Annotated in this window: 20 protein-coding genes; 1 reads left to right on the top strand and 19 read right to left on the bottom strand. The window is 64.8% G+C overall.

Annotation, left to right across the window (positions count from 1 at the left end; translation table 11 throughout):
* Window positions 1-6: 6 nt before the first annotated feature.
* Window positions 7-534, bottom strand: a complete 528-nt coding sequence (locus ACTDXD_RS11125) for a peptidylprolyl isomerase (RefSeq protein ID WP_440127082.1) — start codon at window positions 532-534, stop codon at window positions 7-9.
* Between the two features lie 115 nt (window positions 535-649).
* Here ACTDXD_RS11125 and ACTDXD_RS11120 point away from each other — a divergent pair, with 115 nt between their 5' ends.
* Entirely contained in the window at window positions 650-1,108 is a 459-nt protein-coding gene (locus tag ACTDXD_RS11120) for a hypothetical protein (RefSeq protein WP_440127081.1), read from the top strand.
* 2 nt (window positions 1,109-1,110) lie between these two features.
* On the opposite strand, the gene ACTDXD_RS11115 is transcribed toward ACTDXD_RS11120, so the two are convergent.
* The 18 genes from ACTDXD_RS11115 to ACTDXD_RS11030 all read right to left on the bottom strand — a co-directional run bounded on the left by ACTDXD_RS11115 (window position 1,111) and on the right by ACTDXD_RS11030 (window position 26,200).
* The gene (locus ACTDXD_RS11115) at window positions 1,111-1,788 is read right to left on the bottom strand and encodes a response regulator (protein WP_440127080.1); all 678 of its coding nucleotides are present in this window, start codon (window positions 1,786-1,788) and stop codon (window positions 1,111-1,113) included.
* On the bottom strand, window positions 1,785-2,912 hold the full coding sequence (locus tag ACTDXD_RS11110; protein ID WP_440127079.1) for a sensor histidine kinase: 1,128 nt from the start codon (window positions 2,910-2,912) through the stop codon (window positions 1,785-1,787). The genes ACTDXD_RS11115 and ACTDXD_RS11110 overlap by 4 nt, the downstream gene beginning before the upstream one ends.
* Window positions 2,909-3,250: a hypothetical protein gene (locus ACTDXD_RS11105; RefSeq protein ID WP_440127078.1), complete on the bottom strand. Its 342-nt coding sequence runs from the start codon at window positions 3,248-3,250 to the stop codon at window positions 2,909-2,911. The genes ACTDXD_RS11110 and ACTDXD_RS11105 overlap by 4 nt, the downstream gene beginning before the upstream one ends.
* Before the next feature lie 385 nt (window positions 3,251-3,635).
* The gene (locus ACTDXD_RS11100; protein WP_440127077.1) at window positions 3,636-5,471 is read right to left on the bottom strand and encodes an acyl-CoA dehydrogenase; all 1,836 of its coding nucleotides are present in this window, start codon (window positions 5,469-5,471) and stop codon (window positions 3,636-3,638) included.
* Window positions 5,472-5,608: 137 nt separating this feature from the next.
* Complete coding sequence (locus ACTDXD_RS11095) at window positions 5,609-6,613, bottom strand: enoyl-CoA hydratase/isomerase family protein (RefSeq protein ID WP_440127611.1); 1,005 nt, start codon at window positions 6,611-6,613, stop codon at window positions 5,609-5,611.
* Between the two features lie 60 nt (window positions 6,614-6,673).
* Window positions 6,674-7,732 carry an LLM class flavin-dependent oxidoreductase gene (locus ACTDXD_RS11090; RefSeq protein ID WP_440127076.1) on the bottom strand — a complete coding sequence of 353 codons (1,059 nt, stop codon included), beginning with the start codon at window positions 7,730-7,732 and terminating at the stop codon, window positions 6,674-6,676.
* The gene (locus ACTDXD_RS11085) at window positions 7,725-8,372 is read right to left on the bottom strand and encodes an acyl carrier protein (protein ID WP_440127075.1); all 648 of its coding nucleotides are present in this window, start codon (window positions 8,370-8,372) and stop codon (window positions 7,725-7,727) included. The genes ACTDXD_RS11090 and ACTDXD_RS11085 overlap by 8 nt, the downstream gene beginning before the upstream one ends.
* Window positions 8,369-11,422, bottom strand: a complete 3,054-nt coding sequence (locus ACTDXD_RS11080) for an AMP-binding protein (protein WP_440127074.1) — start codon at window positions 11,420-11,422, stop codon at window positions 8,369-8,371. Before ACTDXD_RS11080 ends, ACTDXD_RS11085 begins: the two co-directional genes overlap by 4 nt.
* 5 nt (window positions 11,423-11,427) lie before the next feature.
* On the bottom strand, window positions 11,428-15,813 hold the full coding sequence (locus tag ACTDXD_RS11075) for an amino acid adenylation domain-containing protein (protein WP_440127073.1): 4,386 nt from the start codon (window positions 15,811-15,813) through the stop codon (window positions 11,428-11,430).
* A 16-nt stretch (window positions 15,814-15,829) separates the two neighbouring features.
* On the bottom strand, window positions 15,830-16,747 hold the full coding sequence (locus ACTDXD_RS11070) for a TauD/TfdA dioxygenase family protein (protein ID WP_440127072.1): 918 nt from the start codon (window positions 16,745-16,747) through the stop codon (window positions 15,830-15,832).
* Between the two features lie 8 nt (window positions 16,748-16,755).
* Complete coding sequence (locus tag ACTDXD_RS11065; protein WP_440127071.1) at window positions 16,756-17,670, bottom strand: SAM-dependent methyltransferase; 915 nt, start codon at window positions 17,668-17,670, stop codon at window positions 16,756-16,758.
* Entirely contained in the window at window positions 17,670-17,876 is a 207-nt protein-coding gene (locus ACTDXD_RS11060) for an MbtH family protein (protein ID WP_247848495.1), read from the bottom strand. Before ACTDXD_RS11060 ends, ACTDXD_RS11065 begins: the two co-directional genes overlap by 1 nt.
* Window positions 17,873-18,649, bottom strand: a complete 777-nt coding sequence (locus tag ACTDXD_RS11055; protein WP_440127070.1) for a thioesterase II family protein — start codon at window positions 18,647-18,649, stop codon at window positions 17,873-17,875. The genes ACTDXD_RS11060 and ACTDXD_RS11055 overlap by 4 nt, the downstream gene beginning before the upstream one ends.
* On the bottom strand, window positions 18,646-21,009 hold the full coding sequence (locus tag ACTDXD_RS11050) for an alpha/beta fold hydrolase (RefSeq protein ID WP_440127069.1): 2,364 nt from the start codon (window positions 21,007-21,009) through the stop codon (window positions 18,646-18,648). Before ACTDXD_RS11050 ends, ACTDXD_RS11055 begins: the two co-directional genes overlap by 4 nt.
* Window positions 21,002-22,204: a cytochrome P450 gene (locus ACTDXD_RS11045; RefSeq protein ID WP_440127068.1), complete on the bottom strand. Its 1,203-nt coding sequence runs from the start codon at window positions 22,202-22,204 to the stop codon at window positions 21,002-21,004. Before ACTDXD_RS11045 ends, ACTDXD_RS11050 begins: the two co-directional genes overlap by 8 nt.
* Window positions 22,205-22,282: 78 nt before the next feature.
* Window positions 22,283-23,035, bottom strand: a complete 753-nt coding sequence (locus tag ACTDXD_RS11040; RefSeq protein ID WP_440127067.1) for a thioesterase II family protein — start codon at window positions 23,033-23,035, stop codon at window positions 22,283-22,285.
* Window positions 23,022-24,749 (bottom strand): non-ribosomal peptide synthetase, encoded by a 1,728-nt coding sequence (locus tag ACTDXD_RS11035; protein WP_440127066.1) that lies wholly within the window; start codon window positions 24,747-24,749, stop codon window positions 23,022-23,024. Before ACTDXD_RS11035 ends, ACTDXD_RS11040 begins: the two co-directional genes overlap by 14 nt.
* Complete coding sequence (locus ACTDXD_RS11030; protein WP_440127065.1) at window positions 24,746-26,200, bottom strand: class I adenylate-forming enzyme family protein; 1,455 nt, start codon at window positions 26,198-26,200, stop codon at window positions 24,746-24,748. Before ACTDXD_RS11030 ends, ACTDXD_RS11035 begins: the two co-directional genes overlap by 4 nt.
* Between the last annotated feature and the right edge of the window lie 161 nt (window positions 26,201-26,361).

Below are 26,361 nucleotides of genomic sequence, written 5' to 3'. Positions count from 1 at the left end.
TCTCTTTCAGGCGACCGTGATGCTGTTGATCACGACGTCGTCGGTCGGGCGGTCGCCACGATCGGTCGCGGTGGTCGCGATGGCGTCGACGACCTTCTTCGACTCTGCGTCGACGACCTCACCGAAGATGGTGTGGCGACGGTTCAGGTGCGGGGTGGCACCGACCGTGATGAAGAACTGTGAGCCGTTGGTGCCCGGGCCGGCGTTCGCCATCGCGAGGAGGTAGGGACGGTCGAACTGCAGCTCGGGGTGGAACTCGTCACCGAACTGGTAGCCCGGGCCGCCGCGACCGGTGCCGGTGGGATCGCCACCCTGGATCATGAAGCCGTCGATGACGCGGTGGAAGACCGCGCCGTCGTAGAACGGGCCGGTGGTCTCGCCCTTTGCGTTCTGGGTCTTGTATTCCTTCGAGCCGTTGGCGAGGCCGACGAAGTTCTCGACCGTCTTCGGCGCATGGTTGCCGAACAGGGAGATGACGATGTCCCCGCGGTTGGTGTGGAGGGTGGCGGTTGCTGTCTGGTTGGGTGAAGTCACACCCCCATGTTGCCATCCTTGTGTTGTTCGGCGCGGCACTCCTCCTACTGTGATGATCCTCCCGCGCTCCTGACGGAAGGATCAACCGGTGTGGCAGTGTGGAGCCATGTCGAGTGTGAGCGAGTCCCTTTCCGGTAGTGCTTTCTCCGAGTCTGTCCGCGACCTCGTACCTCCGATCGACGACACCACCAATCTCGTTGGCGCGCTTCGTGTCGCCGGGGACGGTGCTGTGGCGTTGGCTCAGGGGTCGGCAGCAGCCGGCCTCGTCGTCGCCCGCAAGGGTGTCGAGGTGTCGAGGGAGCTCGCTGCTCACGCACGTCGCGCACGGGAAGAGGCGTCTCCGCTGATCAAGTCGGCCGCGGAGAAGGCGCTGGCCGACAAGGGCGCCGCAAAGAAGGCCGCACCCGAGTCGGGTGGCAGACGGCCGGCACTGCTCATCGCCGGCGTTCTCGGCGCCGTCGTCCTCGGTGGCGTCGTCTTCTATCGCAGTCGTCGCCCGTCCTTCCCGCCCGTCGCGCCGGAGCCGCCGCGGTTGCAGCCCGGCGTGGCCGACAACGAGCCCACCGGCGCCTGAGTTCACCGGTCCCCCGGCGCGACGATTCCCCTCTCGTACGCGTAGATCACCGCTTGCGTTCGATCGCGCAATGCCAGCTTGTCGAAGATGCGGCCCACGTGGGTCTTGGCCGTTTGCTCACCGATGAACAACTCCGCGGCGATCTCGGCGTTCGACAGTCCACGTGCCAGCAACACGAGCACTTCGTTCTCGCGCGGTGTCAGTTCTGGTGAGGTGGGCACGCGCGGTGAGTCGCGGGGTAGTCGGGCGAACTCGCCCAGAAGACGCCGGGTGACGCTCGGCGCGAGCAGTGCGTCGCCCGCTGCAATGATGCGCACCGCGTCGGCGAGTGCCGTGGCGGACGCATCTTTGAGCAGGAACCCGCTCGCTCCCGCCTGCAACGCCTGATACACATATTCGTCCAGGTCGTATGTGGTCAGCACGAGGACTTTCGTTGCCGGGACATCGGCACACACGCGGCGGGTCGCCGCGAGGCCATCCATCTCCGGCATCCGGATATCCATCAGCACGACATCGGGCTCGAGTGCCGCCGCCGTGGCCACGGCCTCGGCCCCGTTCGCGGCCTCACCGACAACCTCGATGCCGGCTTGCGCGCCGAGCACGACGGACAGTCCTTCCCGGACCATGCGCTGGTCGTCGGCGATGACGACGCGCACCGCAGACGCCGTGTTGCAGGTCATCGCACTCCTTCTGCAATGGGCAGGACGGTCTCGACGACGAACCCGCCCTCCGGTTCGGGGCCGGTCTCGAGCCGGCCGCCCAGTGCAGCGACCCGCTCGCGCATCCCGATCATTCCCTGCCCGGCCCCCGAGACGACCCGAACCGGTTCGCGGGCGGGTCCGTTGTGGATCCGGAGACGCAAGCCGTCGGATCCGTAGGCGAGACACACGTCGATCGTTGCGCCCGGCGCGTGCCGAACTGCGTTGCTCACCGCCTCCTGCACGATCCGGTAGGCGGAGAGTTCGACGCCGGCCGGGAGCTCCCGGAGGTCGCCGACGACCTGGTCGCGCACGTCGACCCCGCCGTCACGGACCCCGTCGAGCAGCCTCGGCAGATCCGCGAGGCGCGGCGACGGTGTCATCTCGTCGGATCCCGATCTCAGCACTCCCAGGATCCGGCGCATCTCCGTCAGCGCCTCCGTTGCGCTCGAGTGGATTGCGTCGAGCCCCGCGGTCAGCTCCGGTGGTGGATCGGTCACCCGGTATCGGGCGGCTTGTGCCTGGATAGCGACGACCGACATGTGGTGGGCCACCACGTCATGCAACTCCCGCGCGATTCGTGCGCGTTCCGACAACACCGCAGCGCGCTCGCGATCGTGTTCGGCTGCATCGCGTTCGACGGCGAGCGTGCGGCGCGCATGCACCGCGGCACGGATCGCTCCCGCGGCGACGAGGACGACGGCTGCGAGGACCAGCGTCTCCACCGCTTCTCCTGCAGCACTTCCCATCACCGCGAGTGCAACGGTCGCGGCAGCGAGTGCACACCACATCGCAACAGCCGATCGTGGACTGATCCGCACCCCAGCGGCAGCGAGGACCACGAAGTGACTGTTGATCATCGCATCCACCCAGAGCCCGTCGCCGACGACGACCGTCGCGCCGAGTGTCGCGGCGAATGACAAGCTCCACCCCGCCCACGGACGGAATGCGGTCGACACCAGCGCCGTCGCCTGCAAGAGGGCGAAGATGGTCGCGGACCGATCCGGCATCGTCGTATCCGAGGTGAGGGTGTGGAGGAGCACGACGAACAGAAAGATCGCGGCGGCCGGAACCACCACGATCATCCAGTGTGAGCGCGAGATCATGTATCGCGCGTGTCGAACAGCACCGCCGCGACCACGCACGCCGCGGCCGTGTAACCGAGCAGGATCAGCAGGGACGCCCACCCTCCCAACGATCCCATCAGTTCCGGTGCTGCGTCGGCGCTCTGCGACAGCTTGATCAGTACGGCGGACGGTGCCGCACCCGTCACCCAGGGCTGCAGATCGCCTAGAAGGGGCCCGAACAGTTCCGGCAGGATCAGAATCGCGACGACCATCACCACCGCGCCGGCCGAGGAACGAACCACCGTTCCGCACACCGTTCCGAGCACCGCGACGGCCGCGAACGCCACGGCGATGCCGAGCTTCTCTGCACTTTGCAAGCTAGCGCGCATTTCCCGGACAGATGAGGCGAGGATTCCTGTCTCGAACTGCAAACTGTGCGAAAGGGGCGCTCCATGCTTGGCAGAGTCAGGGTGCTGTCTTCCCTGCTACGAGTCGGTGAGGATCTCGACCACACGGGTTCCATCACTGGCGACAATGACGGAGGCGACGACGGTGCCTTCGAGTCCGAGCTTCCGTGAACTACCGTTGGGCATGCTCACGACTCAGTCATTGCTGGATTCGTGAAGAACACCCAGTTCACGAGGAAATGAGCCCGCGATGATCACGACCCGATCCGGGAGTCGGAAAAGCCACTGCAGGACCGTTCCGAGCGGTTCAGCCCCGGTCCCAATCACCTGGAGAGCAAACTGGTAAGCAAAATGGTCAAAACGCGGCTTCGTCGAGCTTCATGATGTCGTTGTCGAGGTCCGACAGGATGGTGCGCGTCGCGGTGAGCTCGGGCAGGACGTTCTTGGCGAAGAAGGACGCGGTGGCGACCTTGCCCTCGTAGAATGGCTTGTCCTTGTCGGAAGCACCCTCGTCGAGCGCCTTGATCGCGATCTCGGACTGGCGCAGCAGCTGCCAGCCGATGAGCAGGTCGCCGACGGACATCAAGAAGCGCACCGAACCGAGTCCCACCTTGTACAGCTCGGTGGGCTGCTCCTGCGCGTCCATGAGGCAGCCGGTCAGGACCGCAGCCATTCCCTGGACGTCCTCAAGCGCTGTCGCGAGCAGCGCCCGCTCGGCCTTGAGGCGACCGTCGCCGTCATCACGGTCGATGAACTTCTTCACCTGGCCTGCCACGTGGGCCAGCGCGACACCGCGGTCACGGACGATCTTGCGGAAGAAGAAGTCCTGCGCCTGGATCGCGGTGGTGCCCTCGTACAGGGAGTCGATCTTGGCGTCGCGGATGTACTGCTCGATCGGGTAGTCCTGCAGGAAGCCCGAGCCGCCCAGGGTCTGCAGGCTCTCGGTCAGGTACTGGTAGGCCCGCTCCGAGCCGACACCCTTGACGATCGGCAGCAGCAGGTCGTTGATGCGGTGCGCGACGTCGCCCTCGGCGCCGGAGACGTGCTTGGCGACCTCGACGTCCTGGTGGGCGGCGGTGTACAGGTACACGGCGCGCATGCCCTCGGCGTACGCCTTCTGCAGCGCGAGCGCACGGCGCACGTCCGGGTGGTGCGTGATGGTCACGCGCGGTGCGGCCTTGTCCGTCATCTGGGTCAGGTCGGCGCCCTGGACGCGCTGCTTGGCGTAGTCGAGTGCGTTGAGGTAGCCGGTCGACAGGGTGGAGATGGCCTTGGTGCCGACCATCATCCGGGCGTGCTCGATGACGTCGAACATCTGCGCGATGCCGTTGTGGACGTCGCCGACCAGCCAGCCGACGGCCGGGGTGCCGTGGCCGCCGAAGGTGAGCTCACAGGTCGCGGACGCCTTGAGGCCCATCTTGTGCTCGACGTTGGTGACGAAGACGCCGTTGCGCTCGCCCAGCTCGTTCTTCTTGAAGTCGAAGTGGAACTTGGGGACGAAGAACAGCGACAGACCCTTGGTGCCCGGGCCGGCGCCCTCGGGGCGGGCCAGGACCAGGTGGAAGATGTTCTCGAACAGGTCGTCCGACGTGGCGGACGTGATGAAGCGCTTGACGCCCTCGATGTGCCAGGTGCCGTCGTCCTGCTTGATGGCCTTGGTGCGGCCGGCGCCCACGTCGGAACCGGCGTCCGGCTCGGTAAGCACCATGGTGGCGCCCCAGCCGCGCTCGACGATCTGGGCGGCCCACTGCTTCTGCTCGTCGGTGCCGTTCTTGAAGAAGACGTCCGCGAACGACGGGCCGGCGGCGTACATGAACGCGGCCGGCTGCGAGCCGAGCAGCATCTCCGCGATGGCCCACACCACCGCGCGGGGGACGGGCACGCCGCCGATCTCCTCGGTGAGACCCATGCGGTACCACTCGGCGTCCCACATCGCCTTGAACGACTTCTTGAAGGACTCCGGCAGGGTCGCCTCGTGCTTCTCGGGGTCGAACACCGGCGGGTTGCGGTCGGCGTCGGCGAACGCCTCGCCGAGCGGCCCCTCGGCCAGCCGCGCGACCTCGGACAGCATGTCCTTGACGGTGTCGGCGTCGAGGTCCCCCCACACGCCCTCACTCAGCGGCTTGTCCAGACCGAGGACCTCGAAAAGGTTGAACTCCAGGTCACGAACGTTGCTCTTGTAATGGCCCATGTCTACTGTATCCAAACCAATCTATGCGAATGAACCGATGTTGAGGTCACGACTCGGCTGCTCGACCCACCCGTAACAGAGATTCGTTCGGGCACTTCAGAAGCCGCCGCTCTGCCGGCGAATGCCACAGCTTGCGACTAGAAACCAGGATGATCCGATGACATGACGGACAGCGCTTTCCCAGCTTCCCCGGCGAACTCGCGGGCGACTTCCAGCGGACAGGAGAGAATCTGCGCTAGCTCTCGAGGATCGACATCGTCGGGAGTCCATGATGCGAGTGGACGCTTACCGAGAACTGCCGAAACGCCCGAGACGAAATCCGGGCGCAGTGCCATTCTCAGTGAGATGTCAGCTTCGTACTCCAGGCACTCATCGATCGAGTGCTCGTTGCCCCAGGACAGGAGGTAATCGGCGACGGCGACCGACGTTGGACAGAGCGAGCCTGCGCCTGAAGGCTGGAGTGCTTTGGTCGCGTCGGTGATACTAGAACCACCGTAGGTCCGAGGCGCTTTGATCTCCCCTATAGGTGCGCCGCGCCACAAGGCCACTTGGGTGGCCTCAAGTTCGGGTTCGTCAACGAGATGGTCGACGATCCCGCACTCCATGGCTCCCAATGCAGTAAGAACCAATGCTTCGCCGCCGAGCCGACGTCCCACACTCCCCGGCATCTGAGCGAGGAAGTGGCTAGCCCCCACGTCGGGGTAGAAGCCGATACGGGCCTCCGGCATAGCGAACGACGATGACTGGGTGGCGATACGAACGTCAGACGCCATACTCAGACCGAACCCGCCGCCGAAGCAAATGCCGTTGACCAGGCACACTACTTCGATGGGCGTCGATCTCAAGGCAGACAACACTCGTTTGTTGGTTTGAAAGTACTTGTGTACAAGTCCATATTGGCAATCGTGCGAGTACGCCGCCACGGCCTTGATGTCTCCACCGGCGCAGAAAACCCCGCTGCGACTGCTGGAGATCACGATTCTCTTGACGTTCGGACGCTCGTTGGCGACATCGAGAAGCCGTTCGATCTCACAGAGCATCTCCAGGCTGTGCGCGTTGAGACTCCGCGGACGGTCCAATACGAGACGCATCACTTGACCAACAATCTCAGCCCGAATATGTGGGCACCTACTGATCTGCATGTCTTCCACCCCCCGGCTTCCCTCTTCGGTGGACAACCCTCGGTACAGACGTGACGGACACTATTGCCCGAGTTCACGTCTGACCAGCGGGATGACACTACGCCCAAATTCGACAGCGCCGACATGGGTGTCGTAGTCGTTGAGTCCGAAGACCGTGACGCCAAGATCGTGGTACTGGCACAATGCGTCACAGATCTGCGACGGTGTCCCGACCAGCGCCGTGTTGTTGCCCGCCCCGCTGACTTCCGCGAGCGGTCCGGCCCAGAAGCACTCGTCGTGCCACTCGGCCTTGTCCAGCACCTCGAGAGCGTGGGCCGCGCCCGCCGTCTCCGGCGTCCGTCCGGCAGCCCACCCACCGAGCTGCTTCTTCATGCGAGCGAGAATGTCGTCGGCGCGCCGGCGGGCGGCGGCGGCGGTGTCCCCCAGAATCGGGCGAAACTGCATCTGGATCTCCGGCAAGTCTTCCCGCCCGATCTCGTCGCAGTAGCCCCGCAACCGGTCGACGAACACCTTCGTCTCCGCGAGGGGCATACCCCACAGCGCATGCCTGTCAGCATATTTCGCTGCCATCTTCAGGGCAGCTTCGGACATCCCGGCGGTCGAGACGGTCGTGCCGTTCGGGTCGGTGCACCGCACGTCCGCGTAGAAGTTGTCGACGGTGAAGTACTCGCCGGAGTGGCTGAACGGCGCGGGCTCGGTCCAACTGCGACGGCAGATGTCGATGAACTCGCCGGCTCGCGCATACCGCTGGTCCTTGTCCAGGAAGTCCCCCTCGGCCGCCTGCTCGGCGGCATAGCCGCCGGCGATGATATGCAGGCGGGCGCGCCCGCCGGTGATCGTGTCCAACGTAGCGATCTTCTTCGCCATGTAGGTCGGGGCGCAGGTGTTCGGCCGCACCGCCACGATGACGTTGATGGACTTCGACAGCGTCGCCGCGTAGGTCGCGACGATGCCCGGGTCCACGGTTGCCGAGTTGTAGTGGAAGATCATCCCATCCCACCCGTTGTCTTCGTGCGCGGCCACGATATTCTCGGTGTAGGTCCGGTCGAACACACCTCCCGAGCGGGAGTTGACCTCCGATGCGTCGTGCGTGACACCGACTCCGAGGAACTCAACCATGTGATTCTCCAATCATTTCCAGAAGCGGCGAGGCCTGGAACCCGCGAGCCACGGCGAGCATCTTCGCAACGGCATCGACCGACGAGTTCGCGAAGAACTCACGTGGATCGATACGCGTGGCAAAGGTCGCGTTGACCGACAGCAACAACAGCTGCATGTCGCGGGAACTGCCGCCGAGTTCGAACACTTTCGAGGCGGTCTCGATCGACTCCCCGCCGAGGACGTCGCGATAGAGACGCTGCAGGGCGGAGCGGACCCAGTCATCCGGGAAGATGACGTACCCCGAACTCGTCACCACACACTCGACGGCGACCGACTGATTCAATGTAATTGTTGCACAGTGTGAATTGCCTCCGTTCGTCGGCACGACCCGAACCGACGGTGACGTCAACACCCCTTTGTCGACGGCCACCTCACGGGTGAGCGTCAGCAGCCGCCCACCCCGCAGTGCCCTCGGTTCGAGCAACCCTGACTCGATGTAGAGGCCTCGCTGCTCGTCGTCCGTCGCGTACACCAGCCCCGGCACCGCCGTCGGCCGCAGTCGCTCGGAACCGTCAATGCCGGCTTCGGCCAGTTCCGTCCGGCGACACGACGCGGCCCGGATCAGCAGGAACACGTCGTCCGAGACACCGGGGGTCATCGAACCACCTCCATGAACGTCGAGGTCGGCGTCTTCAGGTCGTCGAGAGTCATCGATGCGCATTTCAGGAAGGCCTCCACCATGTCGTCGATCGTCGTTCGGTCATACAGATCCGCGGCGTACTGCAGTTCGAGCGTGATGCCGGCGTCGTGCTCCGCGTGCTGGATGAAGTTGAAGTACAGGTCGTAGGGGCACCGAGTGGTCGGCAGGACGATCCGGCGCAGCTCGACGTCGCCGATCTCCAGGTAGTCCTGGTAGTTGTTCTGCAGGGCGATCGCCAGCGGCGAAGCCGTCTCGGTCTCGTCCAGGTGCTGCGTCTCCCGCAGGATCCGGACCGCCTGCTCGAAGGGATAGCGCTGGTGGCCGAATGCTTCGATGTCGGCATCGGCGAGCGTGCGCAGATTGCCACCGACGGTCTCGCGGTCGTCGAGCGCGGCCTTCAGCAGCAGGTTGTTCGCCAACATCCCCACCACTTGTCGATCCCCGCTGGAATGGCGATTCTCGATGGGCACGGTGGCGAGTGACGACGTCCCGAGGCCGCGCGATGCGAGCGTCATGGCGACGGCACCGTGCAGGACCGTGAACAGCGACCCGCCGACCGCGTCTGCGATCCGGCTTAGCTCGTCGACCCGAGACCTGTTGATCGGGACCGTAATCGCCTCTCCGACATAGCTGCGTGGTTCCGTCCGACGGCGCGCACCGGCCGGCGACGGACCGACTTCTGCGAGATACCGCGTCCAGAAGGTCCGATCGGCCTCGGAGGCCGGGTGCTCGCCCGGCAGCTGAGCGAGCACCGCGGCGGCGGTAGTTGCGCCTGCCCCTTCGAGTTCCGCGCGCACCGTGTCGATGAGGACCGGCATCGAGGCCCCGTCTGCCGCGACGTGGTTGACCACCACCAGCACCCGGTCGACCAGGTCGTCGCGGTCGGTGAAGAGCACGACTCGGATCGGCAGATCCGATTCGAAGTCGAAGTTCTGGTGGATCATCGTGATGATCTCGCTGTCCGGCAGTCGTCGGGGAACGATGCGGAGGTAGTCGGACGCCGCGATCCGGTCCGCCTCGACAACCTGCTTGTGCGGCCCGTCGAAGTCCTCCGTGACCAAGGAGCGGAGGTTCGGGTGGACCGCCAGTACCCGGTCGAAGGCGCGCAGCAGGCGCTTGGCCTCGAGGCGACCGCTGACCTGCCCGTAGTACCAAAGATTGAAGGCGCCGTTGGTGTTTCGATACCTCTGGGTGAACCACATCGACAGTTCCGCCTCCGACATGCGGTTCGCCGCGGGCGGAGCGACCTCCTGTTCCCCGGTACCGAGGTGCGCGTCATCGGTCAGCAAAGCGCTCAGCCCTGCGGGGGTTCGGGCCGCGAATATGGCAGTGGGCTCAAGGTACCTACCGGTCCTGGCCGAGATCGCCTCGCTCACGGCGAGTGCGGCCAGGGAGTGTCCGCCTAACTCGAAGAAGTCATCCGACGGACCGACCTCACCACACTGCAGAACCTCACCGAAGACCTCGCACACCACCCGCTCGACATCCGAACCGGCACCCGCCACACCGGCACCGGCCGCCCGATCCCCGTCCAGCGGCACCTCCCCCAACGCCCGACGATCAACCTTGCCACTGGTCGTCAACGGAATCGTATCGACCACCACCACCCGATTCGGCACCATGTAATCCGGCAGACGCGCCCCGATCTCCGCACGCACACGATCCGGACAGACCTCGACGCCGGCATCAGCAGTCACGAACGCGACCATCAACGACGCCGACCCGACACCCCGCTCCACCACCACACACCGCTCGACCCCCGGCAACCCCACCGCGACGAACTCGATCTCCCCCGGCTCGACCCGATGCCCACGAACGTTCAACTGAAAATCGGACCGACCCACATACGAGAAGCCACCATCGAGCCCCACCCGCACCAGATCACCCGTCCGGAACATCACCTCCCCAGACCCGAACGGACACGGCACGAACCGCTCCGCCGTCAACCCCACCTGACCGAAATACCCCACCGCGAGCTGCGCACCCGCCAAATACAACTCACCCACACCACCCGCACCCACCGGCACCAAGTCATCCCCCAACACGAACCCGGTCATCCCCGGGAGGGGCTCGCCGAGCATCGTGAGCGATTCCGCGTAATAGACGTTGGCCGATGTCTCGGTGTTCCCGTAGGTGTGCACGATCCGGACCGTCGACTGTTCCTCTCCGAGCGCATCCGTTAGCCACTGGCTGCAGGGCTCCCCACCGACGACTGCGATCCGCAAAGATTGCGGGAGCGACCCGTTCGATCGGATCATCGCCTCGAGCAGCGAGGGCACACTGAGCACAACCGTGCCGTTGTGCGCCCGGATCTCCTCCACCAGCCGGGGCGGATTCCGGATCGCTGCGTCGGACGCCACATAGAGGTTCATTCGATGCCGCAGCGCCGTGAAGATCTCGGCCAGGCTCATCGTGAAACTGAATGAAGCACGCGCGGCGACGGTATCTCCCGGCCCGACGTTGTAGTCGGGACCTCCGAGAACGTCGTGGTTCATGCGATCGGCGAACCCGCTCCGGGTACAGGCCACGCCCTTGGGCGCGCCGGTCGATCCCGAGGTGAACAGCAGGCACAGCAGGTCACCGGTGAACGGAGCAGGACTCGCCGGAGGATGCTTCGTCGGCGCGACGAACGCTGACACCCGATGAAGGTCCAGGACGGACAGGTCGTCCCGGTCTGTGACGACTGCCCGGGCACCACTCGCCACGGCGATCTCCCGTACCCGCTCCTCCGGGGTGGCCCGGTCGAGGGGGACGAAGACGATTCCCGCATGCACGCAGCCCAGCAGCACCGTCAGGGTGGCCAGATCTCGGCGAGCGGTGATCAGGACGATGTCGTGCTGTGGGGTGAATTCCTGCTGCAGCCGAGTGGCAGTGGTCCGTACCGACCGGACGAACTCGTCCTGGTCGCAGGATGTGTTCGAGTCCCCGACCCAGCCCGCCTCGGGCCAGTTTCGTTCGAACAGAACCTCGTTCAGGACGTCGCCGGTGGTTTCTCGAACGGTGTGCATCGCGTTCATTCCTGCTTCTCCCCAACGAGCCGCGATACCTGAGTCGACGGCGTGCAGTCCGACAGTGCGCACAGCACCTGCACCGTCGATTCACCGAGCCTCCGGATGCTGTCCTCATCGGTCTCGGCGCTGTCGTACTGGATCAGGAGCCGGGCGGGCAGCCCACTTGAGGTCTCCAGGAAGTAGGTGAGCGGGAACTTCGTGATTCCGTTGTCGGCGAGGCCGGCGTGCGTGATCTGCGTGCCGGTGTCGTACTGCCAGGCGTCCGTCAGTTGTGCCCAGACACCGATCGCCGGTGCGCGTGCCGCTGCGCCCGATCGGTAGAGCTCGGAAACGACTGCGGCGTAGGGGACTGCGGCGAACTCGATCGCGTCGGCGACCGCGGACCGCGTCTCGGCCACGGCGTCGGACACGGGCCGGCTCTCGTCGAGGGATTGCGGGACGAGCACGGTGTTCAGTGCATATCCCAGGTTGTTCCGAGTCTCCGAGACGACCACTTGAGATTCGCGCAGTGACACCGCGGTTCCGATCGTGAAGGTCGTGCCCAGCTGCGCCGCGGCCAGCGCCGCCCGAATCGCGACGTTGAGCAGAACGAAGAGCGTCGTGTTCCGGAGATGGACCGGCTGCCCGATCTTCTCGCTCATGGCAACGGGGATAGGTACGACGACCGTTCGCCCGGACTGGGCGGCGGATCCAGCATGCGCAGTCGCGCCGAACGGCACGTCAGTCTGCGCGAGTGTCTTCCTGATCCGATCGGCGTAGTCGGAGGCGATCAGTTCGGCAGCGCCGGGCGGTTGGACGAAGTCGACGTACGAGCGCTTGTGGTTCGGCGCCGGATGCTCGCCGGAGGCGATGGCATGTTCGAACACCCACCGCACCGAGACATCGTCGAAGTGGAGGTGGGAGAAGAGGAACACGGCAATGTGGTCCCCACCCGCTCCATCGAACGTGTATACCTCGAGCGCCGGGATCTCGGGTCGTGCCGCCGCGGCGGCACAAACGTCACGGATCGTCTGGTCGACATACGGTGCCGGATGCGGCCACGGAGTGACCCGCACGTCCGGCAACTGCCGGGAACCGCTGCCGGCCGCGCCGAGCACGAAGACGTCCCGCAGGATGCTGCGTCTGTCCGCCCGCGCCAGCGCCGAGACGCGCTCCAGCGCACGCTCCCGGGCGGCGGGATCCGACCAGTGCACGACCAGCGGGATCTGGTATCGCAAACGGCCACTCGGTGTCCCGAGCATGACCGCCAGCGTCGAATTGTAGCCGTTCAGCGCGCTACCGCCGGCGACGTCCCCGCGCGCCGTCGACGAGGCCGGGGTGCCCGCCTCGTCCGGTGCGTCGATCACCAACGCCGCGAGTGCCGACGGTGTGGGGTTCTTCAGTACGGCGGCCGGCGGCATTCTCCAACCCCGCCGCTCATCGAGGAGTCGCGACACCCGCAGTGCGGCCAGGGAGTGTCCGCCTAACTCGAAGAAGTCATCCGACGGACCGACCTCACCACACTGCAGAACCTCACCGAAGACCTCGCACACCACCCGCTCGACATCCGAACCGGCACCCGCCACACCGGCACCGGCCGCCCGATCCCCGTCCAGCGGCACCTCCCCCAACGCCCGACGATCAACCTTGCCACTGGTCGTCAACGGAATCGTATCGACCACCACCACCCGATTCGGCACCATGTAATCCGGCAGACGCGCCCCGATCTCCGCACGCACACGATCCGGACAGACCTCGACGCCGGCATCAGCAGTCACGAACGCGACCATCAACGACGCCGACCCGACACCCCGCTCCACCACCACACACCGCTCGACCCCCGGCAACCCCACCGCGACGAACTCGATCTCCCCCGGCTCGACCCGATGCCCACGAACGTTCAACTGAAAATCGGACCGACCCACATACGAGAAGCCACCATCGAGCCCCACCCGCACCAGATCACCCGTCCGGAACATCACCTCCCCAGACCCGAACGGACACGGCACGAACCGCTCCGCCGTCAACCCCACCTGACCGAAATACCCCACCGCGAGCTGCGCACCCGCCAAATACAACTCACCCACACCACCCGCACCCACCGGCACCAAGTCATCCCCCAACACGAACCCGGTGACCTCCGGAAGCGGCCGGCCGATCGACACCGAGCGGGCACCGTGGCTTCCGTTCCGGATGTCGCCGAGACCGATGGGGTAGGCAGTCGAGTGCACCGTGCCTTCGGTGATGCCGTACATGTTGAAGGCCGCAGTCCGGCGCGCGAGGATCTCGGCGACGTCGCTGCGCAAGGTCAGGCGGGCACCGCCGAAGACAATGCGGCCGCTCACCCGCGCGATGCGCTCGATATCGGCCACCTCGAGCGCGTTGAACGCGTCGGGGGTGATGTTCAGGACGTCGACACCGTGCGTCTCGACAGTGTCGGCCAGCGTGTCCAGGCTGCGGCGAGCGGCATCGTCCGGAACGACGAGACTGCCGGCCGACAGCAACGCCCCGAGCATCTCCCACACCGAGAAGTCGAAACCGAAGGTGTGCTGCGCCAGCCACACCATGCCGGGCCGTGCGTCGATGGTTCTGAGCGTCGGCTCGATGAGGGCACGCGTCGAGCCACCGCCGACCAGCACCCCCTTCGGTGCTCCGGTGCTGCCGGAGGTGAAGATCATGTAGTGCAGGTCGCGGATACGCTCGAGCATCGCCGGTACCTGCGCCTCGGACGCCGTGCAATCCGGGGAGTCCTGGTCGTGGAGGACGGTAACGACGCCCGGTGGAAGGTGACGTGCCACCAGCGCCTCGACGGAACCCTCCACGACCATCGCGGCCGGGTGTGCCGATTCCAGGATCGAACTCAGCCGCTGGTCGGCCATCGGGAGCGCCACCGGGACGTAGACGGCACCGAGCTGGGCAACGGCCAGCGCTGCGGTCGGGAACGTCGTGCTGTGTGGGGCAGCGACCAGGACCCGGTCGCCCGCACCGATGCCCGACTCGGCCAACCGGCGTGCAAGCTCTGCCGCTGCGCTGCACAGCTGTCCGTACGTGAGTGTGCTGCCGTTCCCCACCAGCGCGACCTGCGCAGGCACGGCGGTCGTCCGACGCGCGACCGGAGCGGACACACCGTCTGCCGCCGACTCGGCCGGTCCCGTTGCCGTGGCCGTGAAGTCGGCGAGAACGCCGGACAGTGTGGCGGAGAACGACGCCGCGTCGCTGGGTTCCAGCGCGTCGGCGTTGCAGTCGATGTGCAGATCCACCCCTGCTGCCGCACTGGAATCGAGCACCGTGATCTCGATCCCGTGGGCTGCTCCCGTGGACATGCTAATCGGAGGGGCCGAGCAGTTACCGAAGGTCAGTTCCTGGTAGTACGAGATGATGTTAATGATCGGAACCGTGTACATCCGCTCGCCGACGTGCTTGTCGAGCGACTTGCGGTACTGCTCGATTCGGAACCGGCGGCCGACGAGCGACGCGCGGAGGCGCCGATCGCACTCCTGGACGAACTGGCTCAGTTCGGAGTCGGCCGGGCGCCGTGGCAGGGTTACCGGAACCATGTTGGCAGCCATGCCAATTGCGGCTCTCGTCTCCTTCGAACGTCCGTGGGTCGGAATCAGGACCGCGAACTCTGTCATCTCGGGAAACTGGTCGCTGAGCGATTGGGCGACAGCGGCAACGTATACAGACTCGAGCCTCACTGACCATTCGGCTGCCAGTTCCTTCATGCGGTCCACGGTGGAGCGCGCGATCTTCCTCGTCGCCCGCGCAGGCATGGCCGTCGCGGCTGGGAAGTCGGACCCGCGGAACCACGGCAGAATGTGCACCGACGTCATTGCGGGCCAGTCCGGTTCGAGCTCCTCGCCGTTCGCGTCGGGTGCGTCGGCAACCAGGTCCGCGGGCCCCTTCAACTCGAACTCCGGCAGCGCGCCGTACGTGTATGCGGCAGCAATGGCCGCGATGTAGAGACCGCCGCCATAGGCGTCGACGATGGCATGGTGACCGCGCTCGAACAGGATTGCCCGCGAGGCGTCGAGCTTGTACACGGTAAAGTCCATGAGCGACGCGTCCAGTAGATCGCACGGCTCGGAGAGAGCATCAGCCATGTACCTCGAACAGGTCGCCCACGGATCCACCTCCGCCGACAGGTCCCGGACATGGATCTCGGGTCGAGCATCCAACGGGAAGTGCTGCCGCACTTCCCCGTCCCGATAGAAGAATCGGGTCCGAATAGCCGGCGTCCGGGCCACAACCTGCGCGACAGCCTCCGTCAATCGATCGATCGACAGGTCGACCAGATCAAAGTAGTCCCCCATCCAGTAGGGACTAGGGGCACCCTCCGCCAGAGCCAACTGACCGTAGACAACCTCCTTCTGCGCATCAAGCAAACACATGCCTTCGGCTTCGGTCACAGCATTCATCTCCGGATCACGCAGTCCTGGTCAGGGCGGTGGTGTGGTATCCGCTGGAGTTGCCACGGAGCAGGCGCGAGGCACGGCCGTCGAGTCCGACGGGTGGCTCACCCGCAACACTGAACCGTGTCATGCGGCGATGCTGCTGCCCGTAGTCGTTTACGCCGTAGTGCTGCGTGGTGCGATTGTTCCACAAGGCGAATTCTCCTACCTTCCAACGCCATCTGAGCGTGTTCTCATTAGCAGTGATACGCCGTTGGACAAGCTCGATGAGCGCTCGCGACTCGCCCTCGTCGAACCCGATGACCGACTTTGCGAATGCCCCGAGCAACAATGTGGGGTCACCACTGAGCGGGTCGATGGCGACGACAGGATGCTCGGTCTCGAGACGATTTGCCAGGAACATCTCGTAGCGGGCGATCATCTCCGGGTCGCCATCAACGGGCGGTTCGACCGCGGCGACATTGTTGTCGTGGATCGCGGTCAATTGGTCGACGAACGATCTGAACTCAGCGCTCAGCGAGGAGTAGGCGTGCCGGGTAAAGGCCCAAGCGGTTTCACCGCCATAGCTCGGCAGGATGTCGGCCCGCAGCAATGCGATGAGCGGGACGTAGTCGTTGAACGTACCGTCGGTGTGCCAGGCGTCAGCCTTGGAATACTGCGAATCGATCGGCAGCAGATGGTGGCTGATCTCTTCGGGATCCGGAAGGCGCAGCGACGGGTGGGCACTCGTGAGTGGTCCTAGCTGACGTGCGAAACGGAACATTCCGTCGTCGGAAATCTCTCCGTCCGGCTGACAGATCAGAAGGTCGTACTCGGTGAGCTGAGCAAGGATGTCCTCGGCGAACCCAGGTGTGCCGAGGTCCTCCTCGGTGAATCCCCGAACCGACGCACCACCGGCTCCACCCAGACGCTGAACAGTGAGGGTATGCATGTGGGCTCCTACTTCCTGCTGACGATAAATCGAGTGTCGAACTGCGGCGACAGGGCCGCTGCCCGCACCTGGATGTCGGTCTCGTCGAACCAATGCGTGTACACCTCTGTGCCGGCCGCGACCTCATTGCGCCACCCGCATCGGCCGAGAAAGTCATCCGGAGCGGTCCGCGGCTCGACGTGGATCAGAGTTGTCAGATCGGGGAGCGCCGCGTCGGCGTCGGAGCTGAATTGCTCCATGGGCGGGTTGTCGGTCTGCACTTCGGTGTCGCTGCTGATCGTCGCCGCGTACTCGAACAGCGCGGTGGATCCCTCGGGGCTGTGCTCGGCGATGGTGAGCAGCAGCGCTTCCTGCTCCGGTCCGTGCAGGTAGCCGAGCAGGCCTTCCGCAACCCACACCGTGGGAACAGTGGCGTCCCATCCGGCCTCCACGAGGCGGGGCAGCCAGTCGCCGGCGAGGTCTGCACCGATGAGGATCGGCTTGTGTGCCCCGTCAAACTGCGCGGATTCGAGCGCAGACGACTTGAAACGCGTGACCGGCTCGATGTCGACCTCGTACACGGCCTTGCCGTCGAGCAGTTCCAGACGCTCTGCGCGCGTGTCAAATCCGGCACCCAGGATCACCAGCTGTCGAGCCGAATCCCCGATGCTGTCCTCGATGAAACGATCGATGAATCGTGTCCGCGCAACAACGTGCCCGAGCATGGCGCGGGCCTTGATCGCGAAGTCCGTCGACTGCGCGAGCAACGCCTCACCCGACTCGAGGAAGGCTGTCCAGTAGGGCACTCCGGAGGCGCTGACGAACGCCGCCGAGTACGGGTCGTCTATGTCATGCGTCCCACGAACGGACGCGATGGCGCGGCACACGGCGACCATAAGCGCCGTGTCGGCCAGGCGGCTGTCGATGCGTTGTACGTCTGTCATCAGGAAACCCTCTTACTGTGCGGGAGAAGGACTGTGTCGGTCCAGTTGCATTCGACATAGGCGAGGCATGCGCCCCGCTGGTCCGGCCCGTGGACGGCCGTCCATCCGGAGGGAGTCGGCAGCCGCTGCGGCCAGATCGAATGGACCTGCTGGTCATTTACGACGACAAAGAAGCTCTCGGTTTCGTCGTCGAAGATGTTTGTCACTTGGTGCTCCTCGTGTCGGATGCTGGAGTGAAGCTGAAATGGCCTGCGACGGTTGCTGGATCCTCGAACAGGTAGAAGTGGCCACCGGCGAAGGTCGTGGCGACCAACCCGCCGGTCGTGTACTCGCGCCAGCCGAGCATCGCGTCCGGAGAAATCGACGCGTCCCGGTCGGAACTGAAAAGCTGCAACCGGCTACGCACAACCGGCGGCGTCGTGGTCATGTATTCGTTCACCGCCCGGTAGTCGGCGGCGATCATCGGGAGGTACGCCTCGCGGAACCATGCGGAGTTCAGCAGTTCGGCCGGAGTTCCGCCGAGCGCAACGATGTGCTCGAGCACCGCCACCGGCTCAGTCGGCAGCGGCCCACCGAGCAGTCCGGACATCGGCGGGGTCGCCGACGAAATGATCACTCCATCCGGCTGGTAGCCGCGATCTTCGAGCGTTGCGCACAGGGAATGTGCGATCAGACCGCCCATGCTGTGCCCGACGATCATCACCCGATCGAAGGCATCCCAGTGGAATGCTTCGGCGAATCCGTTTGCTACTCCGGCGATGTCCATCGTCCGGTCCCCGTCGTCTGCGAGGCGCCCGGGGTAGACGGCGCCGAAGACACGGGCCTCCTGCACGTGACCTGCAATCGCCCTGTAGGAGTTGTGGTCGCCGCCGGCGTGCGGCAGAAATACGACGGCGTCCCGGTCACGGCGGGAATCACCATCCGGCCGTGTCAGTTCGGCGAAACCGACTTGGGTGACACTCGTTGCGGAATCGGTCATGTGTGGGCCCTTCTCATCTCCGGTAACCACGCGGAGATGCAGTTAGCGATCTGCGGTGATGCATCCGGGGACAGCATCGAAATGTGGGGAGCAGCGACCGTCACCGACGCGATGGGACGGTCGGACAGCGCCGACCACGTGTCGATGGTGTATCCGGCCGCGCGGCTCTCGTCGGACTGAATGTGCAGCACGTCGAGGTCGGAGACGCCCACGGGCGACGGGCATCGGCGGTACCACTGCGAGTACTCGCCGAAGACCGGGTACGCGTTTCGGAACGCCGCTTCGACATCCACACTCTCCGCCGCGCTCGCCTCGAGGGCACTCACGTGATCGGCCGCGATCTCGGGATACGAGTCGACCAGGACGAGCCCGAGACCGGTGTCACCGGCGAGGGATCGCAGGTAGTCGGCGGCGTAGGCCGCGAGCATCCCGCCGGCGGACCATCCGATGCACACGATCGGTGTCTGGCCGCACTCGATCAGATGCTCATGGGCAGCGTCCACCGCACTGCGTGCTACGTCCCAGCCGTCGAACGGACGACCGACTGTCTGCGGTAGATCGATCAGCACGCTCGTGCAACCACCGAGCGCGGCTGCCAGATCGTGGTAGCAGGTCGAATTCCCGGTGGCGGGTGGAAAGAACAGGTACGCGGGCCCTGTACCTGAGTCGCCAACCGCGCGCGCCTGTACTTCTGCCGTGTCCCCGTCGGCGGCGCAGTGGTTCCTCGCGATCGCCGCCGGCGTCTGATGGCCGAGGATCTCCTCGACGGTGACTCGGTATCCCGTCTCGCTCGCGACCGTATCCGCGACCAGCAGCGCCAACAGTGAGTAGCCGCCCAGATCGTAAAACCGTGCGTCGGCATCGACGACAGTCGGGCAGGACAGCACCCGTGCGTAGCACTCGCGGAGCGCGTCCTCCAGCACCACCACGTCCGAGGACCTGTCACCGTTCCCAGGGTCCGGCACCGGACCCTGGGCGTCCTGCGGGACGGGTCGTCGCTCATCGTCACGGTCGAGTCCGGGCCACTGCGAACAGATCTCGTCGATACTCGAGCTCGACAGCCACTGCAGGACGTCCCTGACCCGGTCTCGCACATGGACGACCCGGTCAGTAGTACAGCGCGAGGGGTCGTATCTGATGACGAACTCGTCGGCGGTCGCGTCCGGCACCGCGCCGGTGGCGCGCCCAACGAGTGCACCCGGCTTGAGATCGAAGGACACCAGATGTCTGGTTCGAGCTGAGTCGAAGGGCCGGGGCACGAGCCGAGAGCCGGTCGACAGCCGTACCTCGCCGGGAAAGTCCCGGCCGTAGCTGAGCGCGACCGATGGTATTCCGGGGCCGAGGACGCTGCGACGCCCTTCCCCGCCGCCCGCCTCGGCAAGCACGGACGACAACGGCATGTACCCGAACCACATTGTCTGTGCATCGGATTCAGCGATCCGAACGAGGAAGTTCCCGAAATCGTCGACGCGGCGCCCGACGCGGAGCACGGACAGGTTGGAGTAGTTGCCGACAGCGTGGAGGGTGTCCAGCGTGTCGCGCAGATCTGTCGCGGTGACCAGCGGGGCGTCGAGCGGGATACCGACCGTGTCGAGCGCGGCGAGAACAACACCGTGGAACAGCGCGAACTCGCTGATGCCCAAGCGGCTGCAGATGTCCCCGATGGCGGCCGGGGCACCCCGCGGTATTGGAACCGCGATCTCCGCGGGTTGCGCCGAACCCGACGGACCCGACGGACCCGATCGTGCCGATGTCAGGCCCGAGAACGGATTCTCAGGTAGATCCGCCAGATGTCCGCGCCAGTGGGACCGTGCCTGCTGCGCCTCGACCCGGTCGAGACGCCGCGTGCCTGCCCGTTCGACGAATCTCCGGTAGATCGCGAGCCCATCGGACGTGTTCCGACGGGCAGTTCCTTCGAGTTCGGCGCGCAACGTGTCCAGGAAGATCCGGAGGGAGGTTCCGTCTGCCGCCATGTGGTGAACGAGTCCGAGGATCTCCGTCCCGAAACCCTCGTCATCCTCGAGTACGGCGAACCGCCATGCACGCCCACCACGGCTGATCGGCTCCATCGTGGACCGCAGTTCGTTCATCACCTCGGCTGCGGTGCCGGAGGTGCGGAGGAGAATCTCGCTGCGGTCCGCCGGCAGTCCTCGCTCGTAGGCGACCTCGCGGTGCGTGACGGTGAACTTGCTCAGCAGCACGCTGTGACTGTTGAGCGCGGCGACCACTGCGTGAGCCAGTTCTTCGACACCGTGACGGCCGAGGATCTCCACGGAGAAGGGGATCAGGAGAAGGTCGCGCAACTCATCGCTGAGCTCGTAGAAGGCCAGATCTCGTTCGTGGCCCACTGACTCATCCATCAGCCCGCCGCTTTCGTCTGGCCTGGAGGGGCAACCGGGAGTACCCGTTGATCCAGTTCGATCGGACATGCTCGCTCTCCGTGCTGCTAGGTCCGAGATCGAATTCCTGCAACAGCAGTTCGAAGAAGTACGCGAGCCCGAAGGCAGCGATGTGGGATCCGATGCAGTAGTGCGACCCGATGCCGAAGCCGAGGTGCTTTCCACGGCGAAGCGGGTCGAAACGATACGGCTCGGACACGACGCTCTCATCGCGGTTGGCCGACCCGACCCAAGCGACGACCCACTCCCCCTCGCCGACAGGCATCCCACCGAGTTCGGTGTCGCACACCGCACGTCGAAGAAGATGGTTCGTCGGGGTGACCCACCGCACCGCCTCGTTGATCAGCGAAGGCAGCGTGACCGCCCCTCCGCTCACGGCACCGAGCAGATCCGTTCGATCGATGAACCTGTCCACCAGGTGATTTGCAACTTGATTGGTGGTGGCATGGGCGCCCATCAGGAGGCTGTAACTGTTCGCGAGAATCGACTCGACCGGATCACCATGGGCCTCGATGTCACTCGCCGAGAGGTACTCGCCCAGGACCCCCGGCCCCGGGTGCCGCCGCTGCACATCGACCGCGTCGGACAGCGAGGCGAAAATGCCCGCATGAGCGACCCGTCGGGCGATCTCCGGCCGCAATCCGTTCGCGAACCCCGGATCATCGGGGAGAATGCTCATGAATACGAGGTCGCTCAGTTCAGTCCACTGATCACGCTCGACCGGAAGCAGTGGCCCGAACAGCGCCATCGGCAGACCCTTGGTGTACTCGCACAGGTCGATGTCGTCCCCTTCGGGGATCTCGGCGACGATCTTGCGCACCTCGGACCTGATCGTGTCGGCCTGCCGCTGAATCGACGTCTTCGACAGACACCGGTTCGCCGGGCCACGATGATTATCGTGAATCTCCCCGTCCGAGACGGTCATCGTGATGTCGCGGGCAGTATCCGGGTAGTCGATCGACTCGATAATCGTGCCGTACCTCGAGGTGAACAGTTCGTCGTCTCGAAGAATCGTGTTGCACTCCGCGTATCCATAGAAGGAGTGATAGCGGCCGCCCGCGCTCGAGAAAGACTCCAGGTACCCGGAGTGCTCGTTCCGGACGGTAAACCATGCGGAATGGACGTCAGTGGAAGCATAGAATTCGGGATCGGACATCCAAGTCTTCGAGTCGGGTAGCGATACGATATTGGGGCTTGACTCACCTGTCTGCACAGGGCTTCCTTTCAGGAATGGTCAGTTCAGGCCATGACATAAGATGCGACAGAGATCGTCCGGCGCTTCCATGAAGGCGTAATGGCCGCCAGCAAGAACGCTGTATTCGATCGTGGCGTCGGGGAAACTCTCTCGCCACTCGTCACTGACCGCGACGTCGCACGGGACGACCTCATCATCCGACCAACCGACGATACGGATGTCGAGACCGCCGTCAGCGATCGCGTCGAAAACATAGGTCCGCTGCTGACGGACATCGAACTCGAGTTGCTCGGCATAGATTTCGACAAACTCGTCGATGAGATCAACACCCGTGGCGCGTGCCACGTTCCGGACTTCGTTGCCATACGAAATCTGTTCGAGGTCAGCAAAGTTCAGATCTCCGTACAACCCCTTGTGCGGTGGCCCCCAACCACTGAACACGACACTGTGCGGGAGACGATCGCGACCGTGGTTGTGCTCGATCGCCCGAAGGGTTTCGACGACATACGGAATGGCCCCGCAGTGCCCGAAGACCGCATACTTGCCGCCGACCGCAGATGCGATGTCACTCGCCAGATCACGAGCATAGGAGGCGTGTGATGCCGCGCGATCTTCGGTGAATCGCGCCTCGATGCCGGGCGGACGGATCGCGAACAACTTGACGCCCCATTCGCGCGAGAGCCTGTCCCCGAGGCGGTTGTATATCGACGGGCCACATCCCGCGAACGGAAAGGCCAGTACCGCCGGGCCGTCGATCTTGGCCGCGGAAAGCCACCCGCTAGGCGCCGACACCAGCGTTCTCTTTCCGATCCGAGATCGTCGTCGCAAGCTTACGCGGGCTCGGGTTGGAGAACAGTTCCCTCGCCGAGGCCACCAGGCCGGCATCGGACAACGACTGCAGAAGCGACATAGAGTTCAGTGAGTTCCCGCCCAACTCGTAGAAATTGTCGTCTGCGCCGACGTCGGCGATCCGCAGTTCGAGGCCGAACAGACCCGCGATCGTCGATTCGACCGCGCCCTCGGGCGCCGAGTACTCGGTCGAGAGACCGATCTCCCCGCGATTCAGATACGGCTTCGGCAGCAGCGATCTGTCGATCTTTCCGGATTCACTCGTCGCAAACTCCTCCACCTGTACGAAGAGGTCCGGAATCATGTACTTCTCCAGCGCAGAGTCAGCGCGCCTACGGAGCGTGGTCGCGTTGACGCGTGCCTGCGTGGAGACAAAATAGAGACAGAGTTTCGGGGCGCCGGTATCCGCGTCCACCACCACGCAGACGCAGTTGCTGATCTCCGATTGCGTCAAGTAGAAGGATTCGATTGCACCGAGTTCGACGCGGTACCCACGAATCTTGACCTGATGGTCGGCGCGTCCGCGGAAAGTGATCGTCCCGTCCTCACCGACGACGCCGAGGTCACCCGACCGGTACATCACTGCGCCAGACCCCTCAGGGCACGGCAGGAAACGCGTCGCCGTCGCGGCGAGATTGGCGTAGTAGCCGTCGGCGAGTCCGCCCCTGATGAAGATCTCGCCCACGTCCCCCGGGCTGCACGCCGACAACTGGTCGTCGAGGACGAGGACGTCCTTCCCGCGCATCGCCTTCCCGATCGGTACCTCGTCGGCGAACGACCCGTCGGACTGTTCGAGCGTAGTGAACACGACGGCTTCCGTCGGCCCATAGGCGGCGCGCAGTCGATCCCCCATCACTTCACGTGCACGAGAGAAGCTTTGCGGCGAAATGGTCTCTCCGCCGACGAAGAGATTCCCGATGGAGAAGAGCACATCCCGCCGCGACGACTGTTCGATGGCCTGGAAGAGCTTTGTCGTGAGGAACACGCGATCCGGAGCAGTCTGGGAGATGACGCCACACAGCTCGTCGAGATGGACCGAGTCCCCGGAATACAGGAGCAAGGTGCCGCCACCCAGGAGGGTCGGCCAGATCTCATACACAGTGGCGTCGAACGACACCGATGCACAGCACAAACAGCTTTCGGGCGAGTTCATCGCGATTCGCTCGTCGAGAGATACGAAGCCCCACAGCGCGCTATGGGATACAGCGACACCCTTCGGTGCCCCGGTCGTTCCCGACGTGTAGATGATGTACGCCAGGGGGTTGTCGCAATGCCGGCCCGCCGACCGCCCAGCGATCTCTTCCGCGATGCGTTCCACCCCAGGACCTTCCGGACCCGCCGAAATCGTCGCCGCAGCAGCACAATGGTCCGCGATCGATGTGCGTCGGGCCGACGGCGTATTCGCTGCTACCGGAACATATGTCACACCACTGCGAACGCAGGCCACCACCGCGGCGATGTAGTCGACCGACCTGTCGAGCTCGATCAGCACGCGGTCGCCCTGCTCGACCCCCGCACCACAAAGTGCGTCCTGGATGACCGCTGCCGCGGCAGAGAGGTCATTCCCGTGCACCAGCGTTGCGCCGTCCGAGACGACGACCCGATCATGCCCGCTACTCAGGGCCCGCTCGAGAGCGTCCTGTAGATGCGTCCTCATGCAACCAACCCTTTCTCGGCCTGAATCCGTTTGCGCGCAGCGCTTCTGTCCACCTTTCCGTTCTCCTTGACGGGCAGATCATCGACGACATGGACGGTCATCGGCTGCAAGGAGGAAGGCACGGCCCCCAGAATTTTCGATCGAACGTCGTTCCGTCCGGTACCCGGAGTGACTGTCACAGCAACCGCGACCGCCTCACCCAGTAGATCGTGCGGCTCCCCGAATGCCAGTGCACCACTGACCCCGTCAACCCGCTCCACGATTCGCTCCACCGTTGCCGGAGGTATGGTCTCGCCGCCCCTGTTGATCATCTCTTTCGCCCTCCCGATCAACCGGAACTCGTCGTCAAGCGACTTATCGACCAGATCGCCACTCGCAACGAATCCTGCGATTGACGCCGGTGACACGTCACGACGGTCGGTGTCGTAGAAGCCGCACATCCGATGCGGCCCATCGACCAGGAGCTCACCCCGTTCGCGTTCGGACGGAGCGGTTTCACGACCGACCCGACACACCACGGACGGCGTCGGCCTGTACGGCGAGGCGAGGTCGTCGATACGACGCAGGGTCCTGGTCATGATCGTGCCGGGCAGTTCGGTCAACGCGTACGTATCGATGACGGGAACCGAGTACGCATCGAGCAATTGACCGAGAAGTTGCGGGGTCAGGGTGTCGGATGCGATCCGGACTCGGTCCGGATTGAACCGATCGCCGTTGAACAGTTCGCGCACCTTCAAAATGTAGCGGTGCAACGTGGGCGACGCGGAAACACATGACACCCTCTGTTCCATGGCACTTCGCATCGACATCACATCGCGGGGATCCGCCAGCACCACCGTTCCGCCCGACGTCAGCGGGGCCAGGAGTGTCGTCACGAGGCCGTGCGTGTGGTTCAGAGGCATCACGGCAAGCGACACGTCGGCTGCCGACAGCCGCATCTCCTTCGCGACGAGTCCCGCCGCGGACGCAAGAGTGTTGCGCGAGTGCACGACCCACTTCCTCGCTCCCGTCGTCCCTGACGTCGACACGAGTATCGACGGCTCGCTCGGATCCGTCCGGGCACATGTCGAATCGCGAGCGCCATCCCGTATATCCTCGTAGCTGAGCCTGTATCGACCTGCAGCTGTTACGTGTTCCCCATCCGGAGCAACACTGATGTCGATCGGGACGTCCGAAAAGTGCCCGGCCTCGATGTCCCGTGATGTGGCAGGAATGGCCAGCCCGACGAGCGAGGCCGCGAGTAGCGCCACGACCGAGTCCACAGAATGGTCGATGACGACCAGAACATGGCGCCGGTATCCGGTCTTGGTAGCGGCAAGCTCGGTATCCAACACTGCGGCAGCGTGATTCACCCGAAAGGCGAGCTCACCGTAGGTCAGCTGTTCGGACAGGCTGCGTAGGGCGATTGCCGTGCGTTCTCCGAAGACGAAGCCATCGGGTATCAATTCCATTCCCCCCCTATGTCCGGGCATCAGGTGCCCGACGCGGCCGTCGAAACCTGGCCCGTTTCCGACATTTGTTCTGTCAGTAGCTTTGAAACCGCTTGGTCTTTCGGATTCATACCGACTCCACGCCAGTCTGGCGTGGCCCCCCGGTACGGTCCGCGTGATCG

Origin of the sequence: Rhodococcus sp. SJ-3 (assembly GCF_051918125.1) — a bacterium.
In the GTDB taxonomy this organism is placed as follows: Bacteria; Actinomycetota; Actinomycetes; order Mycobacteriales; family Mycobacteriaceae; genus Rhodococcus.
The sequence above is the reverse complement of the archived record's forward strand: the minus strand, read 5'-3'. Positions and strand labels throughout refer to the sequence as shown.

Excerpts from the sequence above, each read along its gene's own strand:
- ACTDXD_RS11110 (WP_440127079.1), bottom strand. The coding sequence starts at position 2,912 with ATGATCTCGCGCTCACACTGGATGATCGTGGTGGTTCCGGCCGCCGCG.
- ACTDXD_RS11090 (WP_440127076.1), bottom strand. The coding sequence starts at position 7,732 with ATGGTTGAGTTCCTCGGAGTCGGTGTCACGCACGACGCATCGGAGGTC.
- ACTDXD_RS11065 (WP_440127071.1), bottom strand. The coding sequence starts at position 17,670 with ATGACAGACGTACAACGCATCGACAGCCGCCTGGCCGACACGGCGCTT.
- ACTDXD_RS11100 (WP_440127077.1), bottom strand. The coding sequence starts at position 5,471 with ATGGGCCATTACAAGAGCAACGTTCGTGACCTGGAGTTCAACCTTTTC.
- ACTDXD_RS11085 (WP_440127075.1), bottom strand. The coding sequence starts at position 8,372 with ATGACCCCCGGTGTCTCGGACGACGTGTTCCTGCTGATCCGGGCCGCG.
- ACTDXD_RS11080 (WP_440127074.1), bottom strand. The coding sequence starts at position 11,422 with ATGCACACCGTTCGAGAAACCACCGGCGACGTCCTGAACGAGGTTCTG.
- ACTDXD_RS11030 (WP_440127065.1), bottom strand. The coding sequence starts at position 26,200 with ATGGAATTGATACCCGATGGCTTCGTCTTCGGAGAACGCACGGCAATC.
- ACTDXD_RS11055 (WP_440127070.1), bottom strand. The coding sequence starts at position 18,649 with ATGACCGATTCCGCAACGAGTGTCACCCAAGTCGGTTTCGCCGAACTG.
- ACTDXD_RS11095 (WP_440127611.1), bottom strand. The coding sequence starts at position 6,613 with ATGCAGATCAGTAGGTGCCCACATATTCGGGCTGAGATTGTTGGTCAA.
- ACTDXD_RS11070 (WP_440127072.1), bottom strand. The coding sequence starts at position 16,747 with ATGCATACCCTCACTGTTCAGCGTCTGGGTGGAGCCGGTGGTGCGTCG.
- ACTDXD_RS11035 (WP_440127066.1), bottom strand. The coding sequence starts at position 24,749 with ATGAGGACGCATCTACAGGACGCTCTCGAGCGGGCCCTGAGTAGCGGG.
- ACTDXD_RS11050 (WP_440127069.1), bottom strand. The coding sequence starts at position 21,009 with ATGGATGAGTCAGTGGGCCACGAACGAGATCTGGCCTTCTACGAGCTC.
- ACTDXD_RS11045 (WP_440127068.1), bottom strand. The coding sequence starts at position 22,204 with ATGTCCGATCCCGAATTCTATGCTTCCACTGACGTCCATTCCGCATGG.
- ACTDXD_RS11115 (WP_440127080.1), bottom strand. The coding sequence starts at position 1,788 with ATGACCTGCAACACGGCGTCTGCGGTGCGCGTCGTCATCGCCGACGAC.